The sequence below is a fragment of the Shewanella holmiensis genome, from assembly GCF_025370255.1.
Taxonomy (GTDB): Bacteria; Pseudomonadota; Gammaproteobacteria; order Enterobacterales; family Shewanellaceae; genus Shewanella; species Shewanella holmiensis.
In genome coordinates, this window is record NZ_JAMTCD010000002.1 from 247,460 (window position 1) to 271,447 (window position 23,988).

General features: G+C 41.1%; 21 protein-coding genes and 2 tRNA genes. All 23 read right to left on the bottom strand.

The features are described from left to right. Positions 1-4: 4 nt before the first annotated feature. The 23 genes from NE535_RS02670 to NE535_RS02780 all read right to left on the bottom strand — a co-directional run bounded on the left by NE535_RS02670 (position 5) and on the right by NE535_RS02780 (position 23,849). A complete protein-coding gene (locus NE535_RS02670; RefSeq protein WP_261297149.1) occupies positions 5-805 on the bottom strand; it encodes a DUF1338 domain-containing protein in 801 nt (266 codons plus the stop codon). 135 nt (positions 806-940) lie between these two features. After that, positions 941-2,401 (bottom strand): succinylglutamate-semialdehyde dehydrogenase, encoded by a 1,461-nt coding sequence (gene astD / locus NE535_RS02675; protein WP_261297150.1) that lies wholly within the window; start codon positions 2,399-2,401, stop codon positions 941-943. Positions 2,402-2,410: 9 nt separating this feature from the next. Then, positions 2,411-3,430, bottom strand: a complete 1,020-nt coding sequence (astA, locus tag NE535_RS02680) for an arginine N-succinyltransferase (RefSeq protein WP_261297151.1) — start codon at positions 3,428-3,430, stop codon at positions 2,411-2,413. A 109-nt stretch (positions 3,431-3,539) separates the two neighbouring features. After that, positions 3,540-4,757, bottom strand: a complete 1,218-nt coding sequence (locus NE535_RS02685; RefSeq protein ID WP_261297152.1) for an aspartate aminotransferase family protein — start codon at positions 4,755-4,757, stop codon at positions 3,540-3,542. Between the two features lie 550 nt (positions 4,758-5,307). After that, positions 5,308-6,450: an HDOD domain-containing protein gene (locus NE535_RS02690; RefSeq protein ID WP_261297153.1), complete on the bottom strand. Its 1,143-nt coding sequence runs from the start codon at positions 6,448-6,450 to the stop codon at positions 5,308-5,310. 84 nt (positions 6,451-6,534) lie between these two features. Beyond that, a complete protein-coding gene (locus NE535_RS02695; RefSeq protein WP_261297154.1) occupies positions 6,535-9,042 on the bottom strand; it encodes a S9 family peptidase in 2,508 nt (835 codons plus the stop codon). 135 nt (positions 9,043-9,177) lie between these two features. After that, positions 9,178-9,747 carry an anthranilate synthase component II gene (locus NE535_RS02700; protein ID WP_261297155.1) on the bottom strand — a complete coding sequence of 190 codons (570 nt, stop codon included), beginning with the start codon at positions 9,745-9,747 and terminating at the stop codon, positions 9,178-9,180. A gap of 77 nt (positions 9,748-9,824) precedes the next feature. Beyond that, positions 9,825-10,277, bottom strand: a complete 453-nt coding sequence (locus NE535_RS02705; protein WP_261297156.1) for a ClpXP protease specificity-enhancing factor — start codon at positions 10,275-10,277, stop codon at positions 9,825-9,827. Then, the gene (sspA, locus tag NE535_RS02710) at positions 10,277-10,906 is read right to left on the bottom strand and encodes a stringent starvation protein SspA (protein WP_188840246.1); all 630 of its coding nucleotides are present in this window, start codon (positions 10,904-10,906) and stop codon (positions 10,277-10,279) included. Before sspA ends, NE535_RS02705 begins: the two co-directional genes overlap by 1 nt. A gap of 95 nt (positions 10,907-11,001) precedes the next feature. Next, the gene (locus NE535_RS02715; protein ID WP_261297157.1) at positions 11,002-11,700 is read right to left on the bottom strand and encodes a cytochrome c1; all 699 of its coding nucleotides are present in this window, start codon (positions 11,698-11,700) and stop codon (positions 11,002-11,004) included. Beyond that, the gene (locus NE535_RS02720) at positions 11,700-12,914 is read right to left on the bottom strand and encodes a cytochrome b (protein ID WP_261297158.1); all 1,215 of its coding nucleotides are present in this window, start codon (positions 12,912-12,914) and stop codon (positions 11,700-11,702) included. The genes NE535_RS02715 and NE535_RS02720 overlap by 1 nt, the downstream gene beginning before the upstream one ends. Next, entirely contained in the window at positions 12,914-13,504 is a 591-nt protein-coding gene (gene petA, locus NE535_RS02725; RefSeq protein ID WP_261297159.1) for a ubiquinol-cytochrome c reductase iron-sulfur subunit, read from the bottom strand. Before petA ends, NE535_RS02720 begins: the two co-directional genes overlap by 1 nt. Before the next feature lie 411 nt (positions 13,505-13,915). Next, the gene (gene hflC, locus NE535_RS02730; protein ID WP_261297160.1) at positions 13,916-14,806 is read right to left on the bottom strand and encodes a protease modulator HflC; all 891 of its coding nucleotides are present in this window, start codon (positions 14,804-14,806) and stop codon (positions 13,916-13,918) included. A 3-nt stretch (positions 14,807-14,809) separates the two neighbouring features. Next, positions 14,810-15,967: an FtsH protease activity modulator HflK gene (gene hflK / locus NE535_RS02735; RefSeq protein WP_261297161.1), complete on the bottom strand. Its 1,158-nt coding sequence runs from the start codon at positions 15,965-15,967 to the stop codon at positions 14,810-14,812. A 33-nt stretch (positions 15,968-16,000) separates the two neighbouring features. Further along, the gene (gene hflX / locus NE535_RS02740; RefSeq protein ID WP_261297162.1) at positions 16,001-17,308 is read right to left on the bottom strand and encodes a ribosome rescue GTPase HflX; all 1,308 of its coding nucleotides are present in this window, start codon (positions 17,306-17,308) and stop codon (positions 16,001-16,003) included. A 21-nt stretch (positions 17,309-17,329) separates the two neighbouring features. Then, on the bottom strand, positions 17,330-17,587 hold the full coding sequence (gene hfq / locus NE535_RS02745; RefSeq protein ID WP_188840239.1) for an RNA chaperone Hfq: 258 nt from the start codon (positions 17,585-17,587) through the stop codon (positions 17,330-17,332). Positions 17,588-17,670: 83 nt separating this feature from the next. Next, positions 17,671-18,597: a tRNA (adenosine(37)-N6)-dimethylallyltransferase MiaA gene (miaA, locus tag NE535_RS02750; protein WP_261297163.1), complete on the bottom strand. Its 927-nt coding sequence runs from the start codon at positions 18,595-18,597 to the stop codon at positions 17,671-17,673. After that, on the bottom strand, positions 18,594-20,537 hold the full coding sequence (mutL, locus tag NE535_RS02755) for a DNA mismatch repair endonuclease MutL (RefSeq protein WP_261297164.1): 1,944 nt from the start codon (positions 20,535-20,537) through the stop codon (positions 18,594-18,596). Before mutL ends, miaA begins: the two co-directional genes overlap by 4 nt. 2 nt (positions 20,538-20,539) lie before the next feature. Beyond that, positions 20,540-21,862 carry an N-acetylmuramoyl-L-alanine amidase gene (locus NE535_RS02760; protein WP_261297165.1) on the bottom strand — a complete coding sequence of 441 codons (1,323 nt, stop codon included), beginning with the start codon at positions 21,860-21,862 and terminating at the stop codon, positions 20,540-20,542. A 2-nt stretch (positions 21,863-21,864) separates the two neighbouring features. Next, positions 21,865-22,323, bottom strand: coding sequence for a tRNA (adenosine(37)-N6)-threonylcarbamoyltransferase complex ATPase subunit type 1 TsaE (gene tsaE, locus NE535_RS02765; RefSeq protein ID WP_261297166.1), 459 nt, complete (start codon positions 22,321-22,323; stop codon positions 21,865-21,867). A gap of 165 nt (positions 22,324-22,488) precedes the next feature. Continuing rightward, positions 22,489-22,944 carry a hypothetical protein gene (locus NE535_RS02770; protein WP_261297167.1) on the bottom strand — a complete coding sequence of 152 codons (456 nt, stop codon included), beginning with the start codon at positions 22,942-22,944 and terminating at the stop codon, positions 22,489-22,491. Positions 22,945-23,609: 665 nt separating this feature from the next. Further along, positions 23,610-23,685, bottom strand: a tRNA-Gly gene (locus NE535_RS02775). An 88-nt stretch (positions 23,686-23,773) separates the two neighbouring features. Next, a tRNA-Gly gene (locus NE535_RS02780) sits at positions 23,774-23,849 on the bottom strand. Positions 23,850-23,988: the final 139 nt, after the last annotated feature.

A 23,988-nucleotide genomic window follows, 5' to 3' on the forward strand; every position in this document is an offset into this window, starting at 1 on the left:
TGATTTACATCATAACATTGGTGCTTTCAAAAATTTTGTCCGCTGATGCAGCCACAAACCCTGTGTAAAGCTTGCCATTCTCCATCGGATAACGACGGGCAAACTCATAAAAACAACTTGGGATCTCTGCATCGCCGTCAGTAAAGCTCACGACAACTTTGTCAGCCATGGTTGAAGATTGTTCTAATAACACTTCAGGAGTCCCTTTAATCTCACCACCCGATGCATTCAATACAAATCCAGCATCTTTTAATGCCTGATTCACATCTTCTATACGCTCAAAATCAGGTAGATCATTTATAGATACAGTGAAGTGGTTAGCACGATAACCAATTGCTGCTACCCATGCGGCATATTCGCTTTCAGCCAATAAAGCCTGATACGTGGCTTTATCTAATTGCCAATGACGACCAGAATAAATAAAGTTATCAGCAACCAAAGCCGACTCATCAACCTGGTCAATAAAACCATTAATGGTCTGTTGTAATTCAGGACTAAATTCTTCTACTAATAGCTCAGAAATAAACACTTTAGGTTGTGTTGGATCTGGATGTTCAAAATGTTTAGCCACTAGCTTTTTCTGCTCAAACTTATAATCACCGCAATCAACATAACCAATGGAAGTAAAATGTTTAGCAAGTACACTTAAGTTTACTTTAGCAATGTTAAAGGTACGTAGTGCGATATGATCATTGATGATCGGCGCACCTTTACCGAGTAATTGATGAATTTTTGCAGCAGATGGGGTCATTTTTATATAGTCTTGCCACATAGCAGCAAACAACGTGTTCACGTCAGTATGCATGGTTAAATCCTTCTAAAAGCAGATTAAAATTGAATTCGGGTAATCGTAATCTGATGTTTCAAATTTAAAGGCGCGTTAAGGGCTAACTTAACGCGCATAAGCTACTGCCCCTAACAATGCTAGGGTAAAATGCAGTTAAATCGATAAACCTGGGCTTAAGCTTGCTGGTAAGCTCACACTATCAGCTTCCATTGATGCGACAGGATAAGCACAATAATCAGCAGCATAAAATGCACTTGCTCTGTGGTTTCCTGAAGCTCCAACACCACCAAAAGGTGCTGCGCCAGATGCGCCAGTAATCTGCTTATTCCAGTTAACAATACCCGCACGGATCCGAGCTAAGAAGTAATCATAATCATCACGGCTATCGGCCAATAAACCTGCAGACAAACCATAACGGGTATCATTTGCTAGGCGAATGGCTTCATCAAAATCACTGTAGCGAACCAATTGTAATAATGGCCCGAAATACTCATCATCTGGTAATTTATCAATCGCCGTAACGTCAATCAGTCCTGGTGACACTATGCCTGTGCCCGCTTTAACTTGTTGAAGCTCAATTAACGATACCCCACCTAACGACTGCAATGTAGCTTGCGCTGCAACCATTCCGCGGGCGGCGGTTTCTGAAATCATCGACCCCATAAACGGTTGCGGCTGACTATTCCATGCACCCACTTTAATTTGTTTTACAGCCGCAATTAGCTGAGCAATTAACTCATCGCCTTCTGCGCCTTGTTCAACATACAAGCGACGTGCACAAGTACATCGTTGACCAGATGAAATATAAGCAGATTGGATAATGTCGTGAACAGCCGCTTTTGTATCGCTTACGCCTTTAATAATTAAAGGATTATTACCGCCCATTTCTAGGGCTAAAATCTTACCCGGATGACCAGCATATTGCTGATGCAAAATATGGCCTGTGCGAGAGCTACCGGTAAAGAATAATCCATCAATTTGTGGATGAGAGGCCAGCGCTTTACCCGTTTCAACTTCACCTTGAACCAAGTTAATAATGCCTGCAGGTAAGCCCGCTTTTTCCCAGCACTTAAGCATTAACTCAGCCACTTTTGGGGTTAATTCTGACGGTTTAAAGACAACTGTGTTACCCGCTAACAAAGCTGGCACAATATGACCATTTGGCAAATGGCCTGGGAAGTTATACGGTCCAAAGACCGCAACAACACCGTGCGGCTTATGACGCAATACCGCTCGTCCTGCTGGTAAATCGTTGGTTTCAGTACCGGTACGTTTATCATGAGCCTGAGCAGATAAACCAATTTTTCCTATCATGGCACCTGCTTCAGTCGCGGTCTCCCATTGTGGCTTTCCGGTTTCTTGAGCAATTGTTTCGGCAATTTCAGCTTTATGGGCTTCTAACTGATCACGATAAGCTTCAACAATCGCTAAACGGCCTTCATAGCCAAGCATAAACCAATCAAACTGAGCTGCACGAGCCGCTTCTACTGCACTATTAACCTGAGCTGCTGTAGCGGTTTTCCCCTGCCAAATCACTTCGCCATTTGCTGGATTGGTGGATTGAACATCATGACCTTCGCCAGCAAGCCATTGACCTTTAATAAATTGAGTCATCGTATTCTCCTACAATGAAAGTACACGAATTTGTTGACCATTTTCAACCATCAAGCCCTGGGCAAGTTCTGGTGATAGGACAACGTTATCATGTTCATCAGATATACTAAGCTTAGCCGCGGTTGCGCGATAATCTGCTAGCTTGGTATTTGAAATAATAAATGAGGTGTCGGTACGAGGCATTTTGCCAATTTCAACGGTCAATAAACGGCTACGTTTAACAGATTTAATATCCGTTAAGCTACATTCAACCGTTGGGCCACCATCAAAAATATCGACATAATTTCTAAATTTGAAACCTTCCGCTTGCAATAGACGCAATGCAGGTTTGGTATTGCTATGCACTTCGCCAATCACGTTTTGTGCTTTTTTAGGTAACATACACACATAAACAGGACTGCGAGGCATCATTTCTGCCATAAACGCTTTCTTACCTAAACCTGACAGGTAATCGGCTTCAACAAAATCAATCCCAAGAAAATGTTTTTGTAACCACTCATAAAAAGGAGAGTCGCCTTTTTCATCACTTACGCCGCGCATTTCAGCAATAACAGTTTCGCCAAAACGATGCTGATGTTGAGCGAGAAACAAAAAGCGAGAACGGGATAACATGCGACCGTTATTCCCTTTACGATAAGCATCTTTTAAGAATAAAGTACATAACTCCGCTGCACCGGTGTAATCATGGCATAGCGTGAGTGTTTCAACTTCGTTGCGAACGGCAATTTGCTTTGAGTGATAAACTTCAGTCCCTAAGCGGTAATGGTAGAACGCGTCTTCCATTCCGACTGCGGCCTCAATGCCACAAGTGCCAACCACTTCTTTTGTAGTGGTGTCTTCAAGGACCATTAAATAGCCTTCATCGAATGGCTTTTTAACGTCTTTAGTAAAAGATGCTTCAGCCCTCGCAATCTTTGAACGCAGTAAATCCTCATTTACTGGTAAAGAAGTGAATCCATGGCCAGACTCTACGGCAATGCCGTAAAGCGCTTCATAATCACTGGCACAGATCGGACGTATGATTAACATCTAAATCTCCTCATGGTATTAAAAATCAAGGAGTTAACAAACATGTAAACCGCCTTTATCTAACACTGACCCAAACAAAAAGAGCGCAAGTAAATGCGCCCTTTATGTATTAACCTGCAACTACTTTGGCAACTGCACGTTCAAAACGCGCTAAACCTTCAGCAATATCAGCCTCTGGGATCACTAATGAAGGAGCAAAACGAACTACGTTGGCACCAGCCATAAGGGTCATAACGCCCTCAGCAACTGACGCAACTAAGAAATCACGACTGCGGCCTTCATACTTTTCATTAAGTGCCGCACCTAATAACATGCCTTTTCCACGCACTTCGCTGAAGACATTGTATTTAGCGTTAATAGCAGCAAGACCATCGCGGAATAATTGCTCACGGTGCTTAACACCGTCTAATACTTCTTTGGTATTCACAACATCCATTACCGCATTACCGATAGCGCAAGCTAATGGGTTACCACCGTATGTTGAACCATGAGTACCAATTTTAAGATGCGCGGCAATTTTAGCTGTGGTTAACATTGCTGCGATTGGGAAGCCACCACCTAACGCTTTAGCGCTAGTTAAAATATCTGGAACAATGTCAGTACCCATATAAGCAAATAATTCGCCTGTACGGCCTACACCCGTTTGAACTTCATCAAAAATAACCAATGCATCATGCTTATCAGCTAAGGCACGAACCGCTTTTAAGAATTCAGGATCACCATTGATAATACCGCCTTCACCTTGTAAAGGCTCAAGCATAATGGCACAGGTTTTGTCAGAAACAACGGCTTCTAATGCTGCGATATCGTTAAATGGTACGTGAGTGATACTTTGTGGTTTAGGGCCAAAACCATCAGAGTAAGCAGCTTGTCCACCTACAGTCACAGTAAAGAATGTACGACCATGGAAAGCTTTATCAAACGCAATGATTTGATCTTTTTGAGCACCGTGGTTATCTAAAGCGTAACGACGGGCAAGTTTCAATGCCGCTTCGTTCGCCTCTGCACCAGAGTTTGCAAAATAAACACGTTCAGCAAATGTGGCGTTGACTAATTTAGTGGCTAAAGTAAGTGCTGGCTCGTTAGTCATCACATTAGATAGATGCCAAAGTTTTTCGCCTTGCTCTTTTAATGCTGACACTAATGCAGGATGACAATGTCCTAAACAGTTAACCGCAATACCACCTGCAAAATCGATAAACTCGTTACCGTCTTGATCCCAAACACGGCTACCTTCCCCTTTAACAGGAATTACCGCTGCAGGCGCATAATTAGGCACCATTACTTCATCAAACTGGGCACGGTTAAGATTCATTTCAACAGTCATTCAATTTCATCCTTTATTTTTATAAACGGCTGCAAAGCCGCTAAATATCGTCGTTTTCATTGTTATTTAATCGGGTAACGACGAATGCTTGTATAACTTATTAACCATTATTAGCGAAAATGTGATCAAAATACCAGTAATCGCCAATTAACTTCTGTTAAGACGTATCGAAAACTGAATAAAGATTGATAAAAATGGCAGATTAAAGCGCTTTAACAGGAGCAATAGAGCATAAATAGTCATAAAAAAAGTTATTTGAACGCAAAATGGGTAGCAATTCATCAAAAATGAATAATTACACAAAATTAACATCGTTATATGCACTGTGGAATAATATTTTTACTTAACTCAATTCAACGTTAATAGAACGATTAATTGGATAAACGTCACTCACAACATATGAGCATTTGAGTGATCCAAAAGGTATTAGAAGATAAAGCCTAGTAAAACGGCATCTCTAGCAAATAACCGATTGTTTAATGATCGTTTATAAACTTGCTTTAAGCATAAATAACTCGAGTTAAGCTTAGTTTTCCTAAACCCTGGTTAGTTAGGCTAAATCCAGTTTTCGATAGTTTTGTGCTTTAAGTCGAATCACTTCTTGCGGCGTGAACTCATAATAATCCAGTAAGACTTTGCGCTCCTGAGGCTCAAGTAGCTGGTGCTCTTCTAATAATATAATTTTGGCAAAACAGCTGGCTTTGGCAACAATAGCGGCATCAATCGATAACTCACTAAAATGGTAATCTTGATCTAACTCTTTTAGTACTTTTGTAATCGCACTGTCGCTAAATTCAAGCTGCTCAAGTAACTGCCAATTTAGATGATGCCCATGCTCCATCACATGATTAAAGATTTGCTCCGCAGGAAACTCTGTCGCCATTACCGCATCATAAACCTCTTTATCACGGCTGTGGCTAGCTTCTCGTAACCAGTTGCCCCAATGTTTCTCAAACACTTTAACACTGCTGCTCAGAATGACTGAAGTCCCTAACTGATAAAGCAAGGCACAGGTATAACTGACGTGAGTTGGACGATTATGCAGTTGTGCTAAGGCTTGTGCGGCAATCGCTGTAATCATGCTATAACGCCATAATTTACGTGTGGTCCAAAGTAAGTTTGCATGACCACTTGGAAGCCAGTGCCGACTACAAAAATATGGGATTAATAATCGCAGGTTTTCAAGACCAATATAATTGAGTATCAACTTAATATCAGTGACTTGTACATCAGATGTTTTAGGGCGACGATGTTTAGACGCCGGACTATTAATCAGGGTAATTAAATCCCGAGACAGCCAGGATATACTGGAAATAATGGGTCGGATCCGACCAAAGTTAGGATCTTTATCAAGCAGTAGATCAAGCAGTAATATCTGCCCTTCTTGCACACCAGAATGTGTTAATAGCAAATCTGGTGAAGCCAATTTATGCTCAATGCTGTTATTGACGGTTTCGGTTAATTGATTAGAAATAGCCTTAAAAACAGCCAAAGCTTTAGTCTGTTTATCTAATCTAACTTGAATGGCTTGGCGTTCAATATCAAGTTTATTGGCATCAGCTTCCAGAGTCTCATTGATATCATCTTCCATGGCAGCAGCCTTGTGCTTACCCACAATAAGATGTTGATATAAACGCCGCTCAACTTCTATCAACTTACCTGGACGAACCCCACCTGCTACCGATACTGCCACGCAATTAAACCTTATCTATAATAATAGTAAACATAATAAAAATTAAGGCCTCCTAAAGGAAGCCTTAATTGATCTAACAAAGATTTATTTTTTTAACTCTTGCTCAAATAGCTTATATATTCGACGATATTCATCAAGCCAGCTTGACGGCTGTTTAAAGCCATGCGGTTCAACCGGATAAATTGCCGTTTCAAACATCGGCTTTTCCAATTCGATTAAACGTTGTACCAAGCGTACGCTATCTTGGAAGAAAACATTATCATCCAACACACCAGTCATAATTAATAACGGCTTTTGCAATCCGTCAGCATGTTCAATCGGTGAACTACGCTCATAGGCAATAGGGTCGATGTCTGGTGTATTAAGGATATTAGAAGTATACGGTGCATTATAATGTGCCCAATCCGTAACAGGACGCAATGCAGCGCCAGCCTGGAATAATTCAGGTTCATTAAATAGTGCCATAAAGGTTAAAAAGCCACCGTATGAACCACCATAAGTACCTACTTTAGCGATATCAACATTGGCATTATTTGCCATCCAAGACACACCATCTTTTAAATCTTCCACTTCAGGTGTGCCCATATTACGATACACGGCTGTTCGCCAGTCGCGGCCATAACCTTTTGAACCACGAAAATCCATATCCATCACCACATAGCCCTGTTGCGCTAACATGTTATGGAACATAAATTCACGAAAATAACCTGAAAAGCCGTAATGGGCATTTTGTAGATAACCCGCACCATGGTTAAAAATCACTGCTGGGTATTTATCAGCACCTTGTGCTTCGAAGCCTTCAGGTAAATACACTCTAGCGTAAACTTCACCCGCGCCATGGTTAGAAGGCACAGCAACCACTTTAGGGGCTTGCCAAGCATATTCCTTGAACGCATTACTTGTGTAATCAGTTAATTGCGAAAGTGTTCCACCAATGGGCTGAATATATAGCTCATTTGGTTTGATCAGCGACGATGCATCCAGTAATAACGATTGTCCATCTGGGCTTAATACGTACGATAACGTGCCAAACCAGTTTGTCAGCTGTTCAATTTTTCCCGATGCAATTTCTACACGATAAACGTTATAACTTCCGGGATGGTCAGCATTGGCTCGATACACAATATGCTTAGCGTCTGGCGATAATGTGACATCATCAACCACAAACTTACCTTGAGTCAGTGCTCGTGCTTTTTGGCCGACTGTTTTTACATATAAATGTGAGTAGCCTGTTTCTTCTGATAAGAAATAAAAGCTGTCGGAGTTCGGCAACCAACCATATTGATTAAAGTTATAATTAACCCATGCATCGTCATGTAAACGATGTTCGGTAGTTAACGAGCCTTTATCTAGGTTTACTGATGCTATCCAGCGGTCTTTATTGTCAACAGCTTCAATCATAACAAGCAGTTTATTTTCTGTTGGATGCCATTGAACCGCACTTTGGTTCCACTCCCAATCCTGCATTAATTGAATTAAACGCGGTGATTTTTTGCTTTCATACTTTTCACCTTTTGCCGCAGCATTTTCTTGTTTAACGTCAGCAAGTACATCTTCATCAAAGCCTGTTAACCCTTCGATAGTAATGTCTTTTTTTACATGTTCGGTTAAATCAAGCAACACCAGTCGTTGACCAGGAAACTTATCCTCAGCCACTCTAGCTCTTGCAGGTACAGCATCCACATAACCATCTTGTCCAAGATAGTTTGGCATAATGTCGTGTTCAGCGCGCCAGGTATAATTTTTATCTGTTAATGCCAATAAGGCATAGCGACCATCTGCTGATAAACTGATGTCAGAAACCACTTCAGCATCACCTAAATACCATGTCTTAGCTGCAAAGCTAGGATCAACCTCTGCTAACTGCTGCTGGTATTGTTGTTGTGCTTTGGCATTATTATGCTGCAGTGCAACATATTCGATTAAACGATGTTGCTGCTTAGCAATATAAGAGCTTGGATCTTCGATTGGTTTAGGCTCATTTGCCATTTGGATATTAGCAATCTGCTCGATCAGGCCTGATGACTGATGTAAACGGAAAATATTATTTCCCTGCCAATAAGCTAAATCACCATTAGAAAGAAAACGTACACCGCTGATGGCTGTATTTTGTTTAGTAATTTGTTTAATTTCACCATCAACTAAATCTTTAACAAAAAGGTTCCCCTGATACAGGTACGCTTTTTTTGTGCCAGCTAAATTAACTACCGCGTTTTTTTGATCGGCTAAATGCAGCTGGTCTACATTCAGTTTGCTGGCCGCTTTTTGATTAACACCTTGCTGATAATAATCCGCTACAGGCGCTTGATGTGCTTGGCGTTTAAAATATATGGACTGACTATCGTCAGACCAGTAAGCGCCTTGAGCAAAAATCCCCAGCCAATCAGGATTAGCCATGATTTGGTTTAACGTTAATGGCTGTTCTGCTTTTGGTGGCTGTGCTAAGGGTGCTTGAACTGTTACGTTATTGCTCATGGTATTTGTTTGAGCAGGCGTTTGTGCTGTAGCACTACAGCCGCTAACAAGTGCAAGCGTCAAGGCACTAAAAGCAAAACGACGTAAGAAAGGCGAAGTGATCGCAAAACCAGACATAATTATCCCTATAATGAAGATGTTATTATTTTAGGGCTACTTTATAGCACAATTGTATACAAGGTTTCGCGCAGAATTATGTGGAAAGTTGTAACAGAAAGACTTTAGAAATTGTATTTTAAAACTACTTTTACATCATTCACGCAAAAAATTAGCCAACAATTCATGACCTTGCTCGGTCAATATGGCTTCAGGATGGAACTGTACACTATAAAGCGGCATATTAAGATGACTCATGCCCATTATCTCACGACCATGGATAGGGTCATCAAACCATGCATCAAGCACAAACCCTTCCGGTAACGCATCAACAAGTAATGAATGATAGCGGGCAACGGTTAATGGCTGATTTAACCCTTGAAATAACCCCTTCCCTGTATGGCTAATGACGCTAGTTTTACCATGCATAACACGTTTGGCCCGTATGACATTTGCGCCAAAAACCTGCGCTATAGCTTGATGGCCTAAACAGACACCCAGTATGGGTAATTTACCTGCATATCGACGGATCACATCCAATGAAATACCCGCTTCATTAGGTGAACAGGGACCAGGAGAGATGACAATGTGTGAAGGGGATAATGTTTCTATATCAGCGACTGTAATCTCATTATTACGTTTAACCACAATCTCTTCACCTAGCGCTTGAAAGTACTGCACTAAATTAAAAGTAAAAGAGTCGTAATTATCTATCATCAGCAACATGCTAATTCCGGCTTAGTTGAGTCATTACCATTAAAAAAACCAGCACTAAGGCTGGTTTCTATTAGACCTTATGTTGTTTACTTAACAACAGTGAGGTGGCTTTTGCGTTTCGGTTTTTCATCAGCTTTTGTTGCTTGAGGCTTTTCGGCCTTAGAGTCAACAGAAGCTAATCCTGGTGATGTTGCTTTAGGCTCATCATTAGGTGTGTAAGCATCTTCCATATCAAACACAGTACCGGCGCCATTTTCACGAGCATAAATAGCAATGATTGAGGCCATCGGCAAATAAACTTGCTGTGGTACTCCACCAAAACGAGCATTAAACTCAACAGCGTCATTATTCATTTGTAAACCCATAACAGCACCAGTGCTGATATTTAAAACAATTTGTCCATCTTTAACAAACTGTTGAGGTACCTGAGTACCTTCTACAAATGCATCTACCACGACATGCGGCGTAAAGTGGTTATCCATTAACCACTCATAATAAGCCCGCAATAAATAAGGACGGTTAGGAGTAATAGCTTTCATTACATGCCCATGCGCATTTCGCGCTCAGCCTCGGTTAACGATGCTTTGAATGACTCACGCTCAAAAATACGTGTCATGTAAGCATTAATCTCTTTCGCTGTACGAGGATCTAAATTGATACCTAATACAGGTAGACGCCATAATAATGGGCCTAAATAGCAATCAGATAAACCAAACTCTTCATTCATGAAGTATGGCATCTCTGCAAATACTGGCGCTAAAGCCACTAAGCTTTCAGTCAACTCTTTACGAGCTGCATCTGCTTTGTCACCTTTACGAATACGTTCTACAAGAGCATACCAATCAGTATCTATGCGATGCATCATTAAGCGGCTTTGGCCACGAGATACAGGGTAAACTGGCATAAGTGGTGGGTGCGGGAAGCGCTCGTCCAAATACTCCATAATGATACGAGATTCATATAACACTAATTCACGGTCAACTAAGGTTGGCACAGAGTTATATGGATTTACTTCAAGTAGTTCTTCTGGCATTTCACTTGGGTCTACCTGTAAAACATCAACGGTAACCCCTTTCTCAGCCAATACGATACGCACTTGATGGCTATATAAATCATCGGCACCAGAAAACAGTGTCATGATAGAGCGTTTGTTGGCAGCAACAGCCATTTATACCCTCCAGAAATCTAAAAAAACAAAACAAACGAGGGGCTAAGCCCCTCGTTTACATTACGCGGATAATACATTTTACCCGTTATTTGATGCTAGTGCACATCTTTCCAGTATTCTTTCTTCAAGAAGTAAGCAATGATGAAGAAAATAAACAGGAATCCGAGTACCCACCAACCTAATGCTTCACGTTCTAACTTAACTGGATCACCTGAATAAACAAGGAAACCTGTCAAATCGCGCATAGCTTGGTCATACTCTTCTGCAGTCATAGAGCCACCAGTAGCAACAAGTGTACCATCCTCTTGTTTAACTGGAAGTCCTTGAAGACCTTGCAAAACATGAGGCATACCCACTAATGGGAATACGGTATTATTCACACCAAATGGACGAGACTCGTCTGCGTAGAAGCCTTTTAAGTATGAATAAACCCAATCAGCACCACGCACTCGCGCAACTAAAGTTAAATCTGGTGGCGCAGCACCAAACCATTTAGCGGCATCTGCAGCAGGAATTGAGTTTTCCATAAGCTCACCAATTTTAGAACCGGTGAATATATACTTATTACGCATATCATCAACTGAAATATTCAAATCCGTTGCGACACGCTCATAACGCTGATACTGAGTACTGTGACAGCCTGAACAATAGTTCTGGAACAAATCCAAACCACGCTCTAGTGAAGCGGTATCATGTAAATCAACGTTAGCACTTTCTAAATGAACATTGTGTCCACTCGCTGCCATAGCAAGAGATGGCACTAATGTTACTAATGCAATCAATAACTTTTTCATTAGTGTGTCACCCTCGTTGGCTCTGGCTTAGTTTTTTCGTTCTTACTGTATACCCATAAGGCAACAAAGAAACCAAAATAAGTCAAAGTAAAGATACGTGCAACAATCGTCAGCTCAGGTGTTGCAGGAACCACACCTAAATAACCTAACACAATGAAAGACACTGAAAATTGAGCAATGTTTATCTTGTGGATGACACTACGGTAGCGAATTGATTTCACTTTACAGCGATCAAGCCAAGGCAGAATAAACAATACCGCAATAGACAAGCCCATACCGACAACACCCAATAATTTGTCAGGAATTGCACGTAAAATTGCATAGAAAGGCGTGAAGTACCAAACCGGTGCAATGTGCTCAGGTGTTTTCATTGGGTTTGCTGCTTCAAAGTTTGGCTTCTCTAGGAAGTATCCACCACCTTCTGGCATAAAGAACAACACATAACAGAACACAATTAAGAAACCAGCCACACCCATAATATCTTTGACAGTGTAATAAGGGTGGAATGGAATTGCATCTACTGGCCAGCCGTTCTCGTCTTTATTCTTTTTAATCTCAACACCATCAGGGTTATTAGAACCCACTTCATGCAACGCGATTAAATGTAAGAACACTAATACAACTAATACTAAAGGCAATGCTATAACATGCAGTGCGAAGAAGCGGTTTAGGGTTGCACCAGAAATAACGTAGTCACCACGGATCCACAATGTTAGGTCATCACCAATAACAGGGATGGCACCGAACAATGAAATAATTACCTGTGCTCCCCAGTAAGACATTTGTCCCCAAGGAAGTAGGTAGCCCATGAAGGCTTCTGCCATTAGCACTAAAAATATCAACATACCAAATAACCAGAGCAACTCTCTTGGTTTTTGATAAGAACCATAGAGTAATCCACGGAACATATGTAAATAAATGACCACAAAGAAAGCCGAAGCCCCTGTGGAGTGCATGTAACGCAGTAACCAACCATATTCAACATCACGCATGATGTATTCAACAGAAGCGAAAGCGCCCTCTGCCGTTGGTACGTAATTCATTGTCAACCAAATACCCGTTAGTAATTGGTTAACTAACACTAATAAAGCCAATGAACCAAAGAAATACCAAAAGTTGAAGTTCTTTGGTGTTGGATATTGACCAACATGACGATTATAAGTCGCCGTCATTGGGATGCGAGCATCAATCCAATCAATAATATTCTTAACCATTAGACCGCTCCTGTATCGACACCGATTAGCACGGTGTTGTCATCAACATATTGATGAGGAGGAACAACGAGGTTCAATGGCGCAGGTACGCCTTGGAACACTCGACCAGCCATATCAAACTTAGAACCATGACAAGGACAGAAGAAACCAGATGGTACACCTTCTACCTGCTCACCAAATGAATCTGGTAAATAGGTCGGTGAACAACCTAAGTGAGTACAAATACCGACAGCAATAAAGAACTCTGGCTTAATTGAACGTGCGGCATTTTGAGCGTACTCAGGTTGCTGCATTTCTTCTGAAGCAGGATCACGTAATTGACCATCTAACGAGGCAAGTCCGTTTAATACAGCTTCTGTACGACGTACGACCCAAACAGGTTTTCCGCGCCATTCAACACGAATTAACTGACCTGGCTCTACTTTACTAATATTTACTTCGACCGGCGCACCTGCAGCTTTCGCTTTGGCACTCGGATTCCATGACTTGATGAAAGGAACCGCTACAGCTACGGCACCTGCACCACCTACTACGGCGGTTGCGGCTGTCAGGAATCTGCGACGTCCGGTATCGACTGGCGCATTGCTCATCCACTTATCTCCCAGAGGGTGTTGGAATTTTTATATTTCAATAATTTAACCCCTGTTAAGGGTCGTGTTAAATTATCATAGTTTGAGGCGGGGCTCATTATAGCGAAAAATTAGAAGCAGATCATAGTGAAAACACACAACTAAATTGCGGATTAAGCCTCTTTGGCGAAAAAATGTAATTTTTTCTGTTTAAAAGTGAATGTTTTCTGAAGAAAATTTAACATCAACAACCAACTAAGCGTTTGATTTAAATCAATATCAGTTTAAACAAGTTTGACTAATTTAGACCAAAGCAGTACAGCTGAAAAATAAATATTTTTTATAGCAAACGATAATCAAAATTAGTAAAGTTCAGCCACAAAAAAGCCCGATCTATATCGGGCTTTTACTAAAAAACTAATAAGTTAGCTTTTATTTTCCATTCATTGACTTCATGTACTTGAAGAAATCACTGTCAGGCTCTAACACCATAATATCTGAATTACCGGCAAAACTTTCTTTGTAAGCTTCTAAGCTACGTAAAAAGCCATAAAATTCGGCATCTTTATTATAAGCATCAGCATAAATCTTTGCCGCTAGCGCATCACCTTCACCACGAATGGTCAACGCATTACGCTCTGCACCTGCAACTTTAACCGTTACGTTGGCATCGGTTGTTGCGCGGATAATTTCAGCCTGCTCTTTACCTTGGGCACGATGCTCTTTTGCCACAGCTTGACGCTCAGCACGCATACGTTGGTAAATACTATTACTGACGTTTGCAGGTAAATTGATTTGTTTAACACGTACGTCAACAACTTCAATACCCAAATTAGAAGCACTTTCAGAGGCATTAGTTAATGCATCAATTTGCAACTCATCACGTTTTCCAGAGACAATCTCACGAATCGTGCGACGACCAAACTCGGTACGTAAATCATTACTGATTTTAGCTTGTAATAACTTTTCAGCATTGGCTTTAATACCGCCATTGGTAGAAAGATAATACTTTTCAAAATCACTAATACGCCATTTCACGTACGAATCAACCATTAAGTCTTTCTTTTCAGAAGTTACAAAACGGTCAGCTGCACCATCTAAAGTCTGAATACGTGCATCCATATAACGTGGTTTATCTACAACCGGAAACTTAATGTGTAAGCCCGGTTGAAATACGCGAGTCACCTCTTCACCATCAATGTTGTCTTTAACCACTTTACCGAAACGTGAAACGATAGCTCGTTCACCTTCGTTGACAACCATCACAGATGAAAAACCAATGCCCAGGATCACCACAAGAATAATTAAACCAAATCTACCCATGAGTTATCCCCTCCCTTGGCGAGTACGCTCTTCACGAGATAAACGACCATCTGTAGGCATACTCGTTACTGGGACATTCGCATTACCTGAAACCGAGTTAATATGACGTTCAACTTCTGGCTCAACCGCTTTACGGTTAGCTTTATCGTTGTTCATCAGCTTATCTAATGGTAAATACATTAAATTGCCGTTGTTTTTCGCATCAATTAACACTTTGTTAGTATCAGACATGACTTCTTGCATCGCGTCTAAATACAAACGCTTGCGAGTAACTTCAGGAGCTGCATGATATTCAGGTAATAGTTTTTCAAAACGAGCGACTTTACCTTCAGCTTCTAAGACAACACGTTGCTTATAAGCATTTGCTTGCTGCGCCATACGCTCAACTTGACCACGAGCTTTAGGTTCAATTTCGCGAGAATAAGCTTCAGCTTCACGAATAAAGCGCTGTTCATCTTCCTGTGCTGAAATCGCATCATCAAAAGCATCTTTGACTTCTTCAGGTGGACGAGCAGGCAAGAAGTTAACGTCTTCAATTTTAAGACCTAACTTATAGGGCTCAATAATACGCTCTAACTCACGCCAAGTGTCGCGACGAATCGCATCACGACCTGTCGTTAAAATGTCGTCCATACGATTATGGCCAACAACATAACGCAATGCGCTATCTGTCGCTTCACGTAAGCTGGCGTTTGCATCGACAGCACTAAAAACATATGAGTAAGCATCTTGAATGCTGTATTGCACAACAAGCTCAACTTTCACTACGTTTTCATCTGATGTCAGCATGCTGCCTGAAGCAGGAATAGTACGATACGTTTTCACGTCAATTGGAAACACTTCATCAATAAAAGTCGCTTTCCAATGTAGACCAGGGCCTACTTCACCAATGTGTTGACCAAAACGTAGCATGACTCCTCGCTCTGCTTCTTTAACCGTATACAGACCCGATAGGCCCCATACAATTAATGCAATAACGACAAGAATAACGAGGAAGGTAGAATTAAAAGGTTGCCCTGAAGCAGTTCCTCCGCCTTTACCACCAAAACGTTTTGAAAGGTTACGAAAAACTTCGTCGAGATCCGGTGGTCCTTTATCGTTACCACCTTTATTTCCCCAAGGGTCTTTATTACCCTTGTTACCGGGCTCATTCCAAGCCATTTAGCACTCCATAATTGGATGAAATAAATGAGATTAACAAGATACTTCTGCTTCTGATGGTTCAAAAACAAGAGTTTCCAATTCCCCCTGACTCTGTTTCATTAATCGGCGCCAATCGGCTTCCGACAGACGAACAGACAAAATACAGTTCCCCAGATCGTCATACTCTTTCTGCTGTATTGCATCCAGTCGATAAAACTGGCCAAGATAATGTCCAGCAGAGGCTGGTATTTTCAAAGTCCGCTCATAGATAACTGCACCAATTAACTCAGTAACAGCTTGTAATAGCAGATCAAATCCAATGCGTTTTTGTGCAGATACCCACACACGCTCAGGCTTGCCTTCATCGTCATAATCAATTCGAGGGGCAAAGTCTTCAAGTAAATCTATCTTATTACATACCACTAATTGGGTGATGTCATCGGCTTCAATCTCCTCTAGTACACTTTGTACCTGATCGAAATTTTCAGTCATGTTGTCATCAGCACAATCAACTATATGTAATAGTAAATCAGCTTGGCGTGTTTCCTGTAGTGTGGCTTTAAATGCCGCAACGAGGTCATGGGGTAAATGACGAATAAAACCAACAGTATCAGCTAATATCACTGCACCATCTGGTAAATCTAACTTACGCAGTGTCGGGTCAAGCGTGGCGAACAATTGATCCGCTGCATATACCTCAGACAGTGTTAAGGAGTTGAACAATGTCGATTTACCGGCATTGGTATACCCCACTAACGCGACTGTGGCCATGTCACTACGTTTACGAGCTCGGCGACTTTGCTCACGTTGTTTATCTACTTTATCGAGGCGCTTATTAATATTCTTAATACGGCCTCGCAGTAAACGTCTATCAGTTTCGAGCTGGGTTTCCCCTGGCCCGCGCATACCGATACCACCTTTTTGTCGCTCAAGGTGAGTCCATCCTCGGATCAGACGCGTTGACATGTGGCGCAATTGCGCTAGCTCCACTTGTAACTTACCTTCATGAGTTCGGGCACGTTGAGCAAATATATCTAGGATTAATGTAGTTCTATCTAATACTCGACACTGACAAACTGCCTCAAGATTACGCTCTTGAGCAGGGCTCAACGCGTGATTAAAAATAACTACATTGGCTTCTGTCGCGGCAACCATAGCTGCCAGTTCTTCTGCCTTACCCGTTCCAATAAAGAACTTACGGTCCGGTGAACGACGACTACCTGTTATTACCCCTACCGAGCGTGCACCTGCAGACTCAACTAATAGTTGTAATTCCAATAAATCTTCACGACGTTCTTCGTCAGAAAACTCGATATGAACAAGTACTGCTGTTTCTCCAGCTTCATAACGATCAAACAAGAAGCATATCCTTTTTAGTTATTATTCCGCATCATCTTCATCAGAGGCATTAGGACCTTGATGATTTGACACGTTAAATGGACGCGCAGGAACGACTGTCGAAATGGCATGTTTATATACCATTTGACTCACTGTATTTTTTAATAGGATCACGAATTGATCAAAAGACTCAACCTGTCCTTGAAGTTTGATACCGTTTACTAAATAAATTGAAACGGGTACACGCTCACGACGTAGAGCGTTTAAAAATGGGTCTTGTAAAGATTGCCCCTTAGCCATTTTGTAATTTCCTTTTTCTTTTTAAAATACGTAATTCAAGTTTTATTGTTTAGTTTGAGTATTATACAGTAACAACTAATTAGCTAGCCGCATTGTCGCATAAGTGTAACTAAATTATTCTCATCGCCGCTTTGAAGCCACTGCAAATCGGGCCAGCTTCTCAACCATGTTAATTGACGTTTGGCCAATTGCCTAGTAGCAGCGGTCGCTTTTTCGACCATAGTCGCATGATCAAACTCATTATCAAGATACTGCCAACACTGCCTATAACCCACACAACGCATTGATGGCATATCTAAATGAAGATCTCCGCGCGCTTTTAAACGAGCAACTTCTTCTGTAAATCCTTGCTCAAGCATTATCAAAAATCGTTTTGCAATCAAATCATGCAATACTTTTCTCTCTGTCGGCGCTATGGCAAATTGTACTACATCATAAGGTAAAGCGGCTGACTTAGTTTGGGTTAACTCTGTCATTGTTTTACCCGTTATACGATACACTTCTAGTGCCCTAGACAATCTTTGTGGATCATTTGGATGAATTCGCTCACCCGCAACAGGGTCGATTTCACACAACTGACGGTGTAATGCTTCCCAACCTAAGCTGTCAGCCTCAGCAAATATTTGCGCTCTGATTGTTTCATCTGCGCTAGGTAAAGGGGATAAACCCTCTAATAATGCTTTAAAATACATCATGGTGCCGCCAACCAATAAAGGGGTTTTACCACGGGCAATAATTTTTTCTATTTCAGTTAACGCATCGCGACGGAAATCAGCAGCAGAATAACTTTCACTCGGATCGAGTATATCGATCAAACGGTGAGGGGCTAATGCGAGTTCTTCTGCTGTGGGTTTGGCGGTGCCTACATCCATTTCTCGATAAATCAGTGCTGAATCAACCGAAATTAACTCACAGTTATGCTGTTGAGCCATTTGAATCGCCAACGATGTTTTACCTGAGGCTGTTGGCCCCATTAAAAAAATAATTTTTGGCCGTTCGATTGTATTCACGCGTTTTCTTTAATCCATGCTTGCCAAGGTAACACCTTAGCATTCAATAAAATTGTCTGCTTAGTTTCATCTTGTAATAGACAAAACTTTTGCCAAATAGTTTGTGCAGCCATGAACTGTTTGGTCGATTGTTGTGCAATCCATAATGCTAAAGCTTCATTATTGGGTTTAGTTGCATTCATCCATTGTAATAGCTCAGGAATGACTACAGCTAATTGGCTATCCCTCAAATATGGGGGCACTTTTTTAATAATCAACTGCCCATAACGAATTGTTAGTTCAATACCCAATTGGCGCAAAAAAGGTTCATTTTGATCTATTGTTAATTGCCAATCAGGCTCAGCCTTTACAGATACAGGCATGAGTAAGGGTTGCCCAATTAATCCAGTAGCTAATTTATGCATAATTTCATGTTGTAGAACCGCCTGCTGCACGGAAAGTATAGGCATTAATTTTAATTCATTTTCAACAACTAAAACCCAAAACTGACCATCGAGCACATTTGGCATCAGGGCCAAATTGGCTACCTCATGACTGACCACCTTTTTTTGGTATGTAGAATCCCCCCCTGCATGTTCAGGGCTTTGTAGCAATTGTCCATAGCTTGTTATCGCAGCTTGGTTAACGTTTTTTTTGGGCGGTTGAGTAAAAGCACGATTTAATTGTTCATGTTTATCTGCGCTAGCATCATAACGGGGTTTTATATCAGAAGAATATCCACCAAATGAATGACTTGCTTGCCCCGGAACATGCATACTGCCAAATTGGCTAACACTATTGGGGCGATGAGGAACATCATGTGAAGCGTATTCCTCACGAGAAATACACTTAGCGGAATCGGCTAAAGCAACGTCATCGTTCTTTGGCTGCGGGTAAGCATATTCCACTTGCTCTGAATAATTACGTTTATCCGCTGCATTTGACGCAGGTTGATGAGAAACTAAGTCAACCATTTGAGATAAAGCCGACTGCAAAGCTTGTAGAATAAAATCATGCACATAACGAGATTGATGAAAACGTACTTCATGTTTTGCAGGATGAACATTCACATCAACTTGATGCGGGTCTAAATCAAGCATTAGCACATAACCGGGTTGATGTTCGACCCCTTGTTCAGCAAAAGCTTGTCGCACAGCATGATTAACTAATCTGTCGCGCACCAAACGTCCATTCACATAAAAATAGCTGCTATCACTGATCACATTATCAAAGGGTGACTGTAAATAACCCCGAAGAGATAAACCATCATGTTCACAGGAAACGGTCAGTGCATTTTCAGCGAATTGGCGACCGCATATTTGCCCTAGGCGCTGTTGGTGCTGTATATCGGTATTCGCTGGACGATATTGACGTACCAATTTGCCATTATGAGTAAGAGTGAAGTGAATATCGCAACGTGCAATAGCTATCCGCTTTAACCACTCATCAATATGAGTAAATTCAGTTTTGTCGCTTTTTAAAAAACGTCTTCTGGCGGGAGTATTAAAGAATAGGTCGACAACATCAATGGTAGACCCCTGAGGATGCGCTGCTGGAGTAATTTTAACATCCATTTGCGAACCTTCGGCAAAGGCTTGCCATGCTTCTGTTTGCTCAACAGTTTTAGAGGTTAACGTTAGCCGCGCAACTGAACTGATACTCGCTAGGGCCTCGCCCCTAAAACCAAAGCTCATAATGGCTTCTAAGTCATCTAAACTGTGTACCTTAGATGTAGCATGACGTGACAGTGCTAAAGCCAGTTCGTCTTTGGGAATACCTACGCCATTATCACGGATCCGAATCAGTTTGCTGCCACCTTTATCGATGTCGATATCAACACGCGTTGCCCCAGCATCTAAGCTATTTTCAACAAGCTCTTTAACCACAGATGCCGGACGCTCTACCACTTCGCCAGCGGCTATTTGGTTTGCAAGTTGAGGTGGTAACAGTTGAATAGCCATGACTATGCCCTTGGTATAATCAATTGCTGGCCGATACGAACCGTATCAGATTTTAAATTATTCGCTTTTTTGATGCCATCAACACTCACACCATAGCGTCTAGCAATAAGCGATAACGACTCTCCAGATTTCACTTTATGTTTAGTGTTTGTTCTTTGTGCAACTAAGGTGCCTGAAGGTGGGTTATTTTCAAAATAGCGAATAACCCCTTTATGAATCGCATTCGCTAATTTTTGCTGATGGTTTCGGTTGATTAATAACTTCTCTTCACCTGGATTAGAAATAAACCCTGTTTCAATCAAAATAGATGGTATATCCGCCGCTTTTAATACCGCTAGACTTGCCGCTTCAGGGGCTTTTTTGTGTAAATGAGTTACCGACCCAAGATCCCGTAAAATGTCTTTGGCAATGTCATTACTCATCACCATTGAGTTGTTTTTCTGCATATCTATAAGGGTTTGCACTAAATATTTTTCAACATCAGAATTTTGAATAATATCGCCAACACCTCCGAGCAGCTCAGAATGTTTTTCGGTTTGCTCTAACAGTCGGCCTAGCTCACTGTCGGCTCGGCGCATTGAGAGCACCCACACAGATGCCCCTCTTGGCTGAGGCGAGGTAAATGCATCTGCGTGAATAGACAACAATAAATCCGCTTTACTTCGGCGCGCTAATTCAGAACGGCGATTTAAGTCAACAAAGTAGTCTCCAGTACGCGTCATCACTGCCTGCATACCGGGCGTTGCATTGATTTTGTCTGCTAAGCGTTTTGAAATATCCAATACCACCCGCTTTTCATACATACCCGATGGACCGATTGAACCTGGGTCTTCTCCGCCATGGCCTGCATCAATGGCAATGATAATGTCTCGATTGGTTCCTGAAGAATGTATGGTCGTTTTTGCTCTGGCTTCTTCACTGAATGAATCATCTAAATCGACAACTAAGCGATTACCGTATGGCGGCGTTGGGGATAATGTGAAAAGGTTCGATTTAATCGGTTTTGTAAGGTCCAGCACCAATCTAAGTGTGCCTTTCACCGGGGGGCTACTGACTCGAATACGTTTAATCAGTTTGCTATTGTTGCTTAATTTATCCAGTTTGACTTTATTGCTGGCATTTTTAATGTCTACAACTAATCTGTCTGGCCCTGTCAGGGTGAAAGAATCATATTCAGGCGCTTGAGATAAATCAAAAACCACACGAGTGGATTCTGGTGCAGCCCAAATACGCACACTATCAAGATCATTCGCGCTCTGCGCTGCAAATGAAAAGCTGGTTACGACTAAAAAGGCGCAATAAAAAAATATTTTATTTACAGTCATTATTATTTTAATTTTGTCAAAATGGCCTGCCCAGAAGCAGACAACGCGTTAATTTCAATTTCTCGTTGATTATCTTTATAGCGTAAATGTAGATGAATGTCTGCTGCAGGTAGCATTCCCTGACCATGTTCTGGCCATTCAACCAAACAAATACTGGTGGAGTTAAAGTAATCACGAATTCCCATAAACTCTAACTCTTCAGGATCGGCTACACGATATAAATCAAAATGATATACATCAAAACCGTTAAACTCATAGGGTTCAACTAAGGTGTAAGTAGGGCTTTTCACTGCACCGTTATGGCCTAAAGACTGAATTATTCCACGGCTTAAGGTAGTTTTACCCGCCCCCAAGTCACCGGTTAAAAAAATCGTCAATGGAGGGGTTAGACCTTGGGCTACAATTTGCCCCATCGCCACTGTAGCTTGTTCATTTTCAAGATTTTTAACAATAGAAGTCATATCAAACAGCCAATAAACTCATAAAAGATAACCAAACGTACAATATACCAGAGTTCTATATTCAACTCCTACAGCTGCTGTGGGCTTTTTTCAACAAATAAAAATGCCAGCAATCTAATTGCTGGCATTATTGAATGCGGTCGGTACATCACTTAACGCTTAATGTTAGATATCATCCATCCGCAATACACTGTGCACTAATCTTTTTTGTTGAGTTTGCGCAACACGAATAACATCTAATAACGCACTTTTTGCATCATTTGATGATGTCAGCTCTGCGGTTTTCTCAAGAAGCGCAATAAGGCGGTTCTCTAAATCAAGGTGTAACTCTAACAATTGCTCTTCATCCATATTCGCGGGTAAAGATGTTTCATCACAGCGCTTGAGAAAATCTTCAAACACCACATCCTGATACCAAGTATCAAGGATTTTTGCAGGTGCATCTTCAATATAGCTTTCTATGGTGTCGTAAATATGCTTCTCATGTTGTTGAAAGTACTCCAACATTAGCTTAACGCGAGACGAGTCAGCATTTCGATGTAATCGTTTGTACAACTTACTCATACCCAAACGACAATTGGCAATATACTCTAGTAATTCACTTAATTGCTGAATACGCATATCTTACTACCTCACTTTACAGCCTGATATTCTCAGGTAACCTTGTTAATTTCATTATTAGAAATTTTTGTTAACTATTATTTGAACAAGGTCATATTTTTTGATTATGGCAGAGAGATATATTAGGGATAGATGAAGAAATGGGTTGTAGATCACTTATCTGTATTCATTCGGGTTTTAAGCATATAAACATTCACTACTAAAAACTGAAATCAGATGAGATAGATTGAATGTTGCCAAATCATAAACTTAAGACATTGGGGTTAGTTCAACCGTCTAAAAACCATATTATCAAGGTTCAAACCAACAAGGATAGCAAACAACAGGGAGGATTTTGGAGCGGCCTGATCAAATAAAATGTGGTTCAAACCGATGACCAATACCTTGAAAAGAAAAGTATCGACATTTTTTAACAGACACAATTGAGCAATCGTTTGAACAACGATTTATTGAATTTAGATTTAAGATTATTAAATTTAGGAGAATTGGGATTAGGGTAATTGGAATGACGATTAAAACAGAGGAAAGCTTGGAGCGACATATCGCATTCGAATCGATGACCTATACCTTGGCAAAAAAAGCGTATCAACTCTTTCAATTAACTCAACTGAGCTAATTTATTATCAATTTGAATTTGGATTTGGATTTGGATTTGAATAGAGATTTGGAGCGACATATCGGGTTCGAACCGATGACCTATACCTTGGCAAGGTATCGCTCTACCAACTGAGCTAATGTCGCATATTGTTGCTTAACTAGTATCAATCTAAAAGGTATCGTCTTTCTACCGTCCAACTGAGCTAATGTCGCATATCTTGGCAATGAGATTTGGAGCGACATATCGGGTTCGAACCGATGACCTATACCTTGGCAAGGTATCGCTCTACCAACTGAGCTAATGTCGCATATTGTTGCTTAACTAGTATCAATCTAAAAGGTATCGTCTTTCTACCTTCCAACTGAGCTAATGTCGCATATTGTTGCTTAACTAGTATCAATCTAAAAGGTATCGTCTTTTTACCTTCCAACTGAGCTAATGTCGCA

What these genes read in the sequence shown, in the direction of transcription:
- NE535_RS02685 (WP_261297152.1), bottom strand. Translation starts at nt 4,757, where the DNA reads ATGACTGTTGAAATGAATCTTAACCGTGCCCAGTTTGATGAAGTAATG.
- tsaE (WP_261297166.1), bottom strand. Translation starts at nt 22,323, where the DNA reads ATGACTTCTATTGTTAAAAATCTTGAAAATGAACAAGCTACAGTGGCG.
- sspA (WP_188840246.1), bottom strand. Translation starts at nt 10,906, where the DNA reads ATGGCTGTTGCTGCCAACAAACGCTCTATCATGACACTGTTTTCTGGT.
- NE535_RS02670 (WP_261297149.1), bottom strand. Translation starts at nt 805, where the DNA reads ATGCATACTGACGTGAACACGTTGTTTGCTGCTATGTGGCAAGACTAT.
- hfq (WP_188840239.1), bottom strand. Translation starts at nt 17,587, where the DNA reads ATGGCTAAGGGGCAATCTTTACAAGACCCATTTTTAAACGCTCTACGT.
- NE535_RS02720 (WP_261297158.1), bottom strand. Translation starts at nt 12,914, where the DNA reads ATGGTTAAGAATATTATTGATTGGATTGATGCTCGCATCCCAATGACG.
- astD (WP_261297150.1), bottom strand. Translation starts at nt 2,401, where the DNA reads ATGACTCAATTTATTAAAGGTCAATGGCTTGCTGGCGAAGGTCATGAT.
- mutL (WP_261297164.1), bottom strand. Translation starts at nt 20,537, where the DNA reads ATGGCTATTCAACTGTTACCACCTCAACTTGCAAACCAAATAGCCGCT.
- astA (WP_261297151.1), bottom strand. Translation starts at nt 3,430, where the DNA reads ATGTTAATCATACGTCCGATCTGTGCCAGTGATTATGAAGCGCTTTAC.
- hflC (WP_261297160.1), bottom strand. Translation starts at nt 14,806, where the DNA reads ATGGGTAGATTTGGTTTAATTATTCTTGTGGTGATCCTGGGCATTGGT.
- NE535_RS02760 (WP_261297165.1), bottom strand. Translation starts at nt 21,862, where the DNA reads ATGACTGTAAATAAAATATTTTTTTATTGCGCCTTTTTAGTCGTAACC.
- petA (WP_261297159.1), bottom strand. Translation starts at nt 13,504, where the DNA reads ATGAGCAATGCGCCAGTCGATACCGGACGTCGCAGATTCCTGACAGCC.
- NE535_RS02700 (WP_261297155.1), bottom strand. Translation starts at nt 9,747, where the DNA reads ATGTTGCTGATGATAGATAATTACGACTCTTTTACTTTTAATTTAGTG.
- NE535_RS02705 (WP_261297156.1), bottom strand. Translation starts at nt 10,277, where the DNA reads ATGAAAGCTATTACTCCTAACCGTCCTTATTTATTGCGGGCTTATTAT.
- NE535_RS02715 (WP_261297157.1), bottom strand. Translation starts at nt 11,700, where the DNA reads ATGAAAAAGTTATTGATTGCATTAGTAACATTAGTGCCATCTCTTGCT.
- hflK (WP_261297161.1), bottom strand. Translation starts at nt 15,967, where the DNA reads ATGGCTTGGAATGAGCCCGGTAACAAGGGTAATAAAGACCCTTGGGGA.
- NE535_RS02695 (WP_261297154.1), bottom strand. Translation starts at nt 9,042, where the DNA reads ATGTCTGGTTTTGCGATCACTTCGCCTTTCTTACGTCGTTTTGCTTTT.
- NE535_RS02770 (WP_261297167.1), bottom strand. Translation starts at nt 22,944, where the DNA reads ATGCGTATTCAGCAATTAAGTGAATTACTAGAGTATATTGCCAATTGT.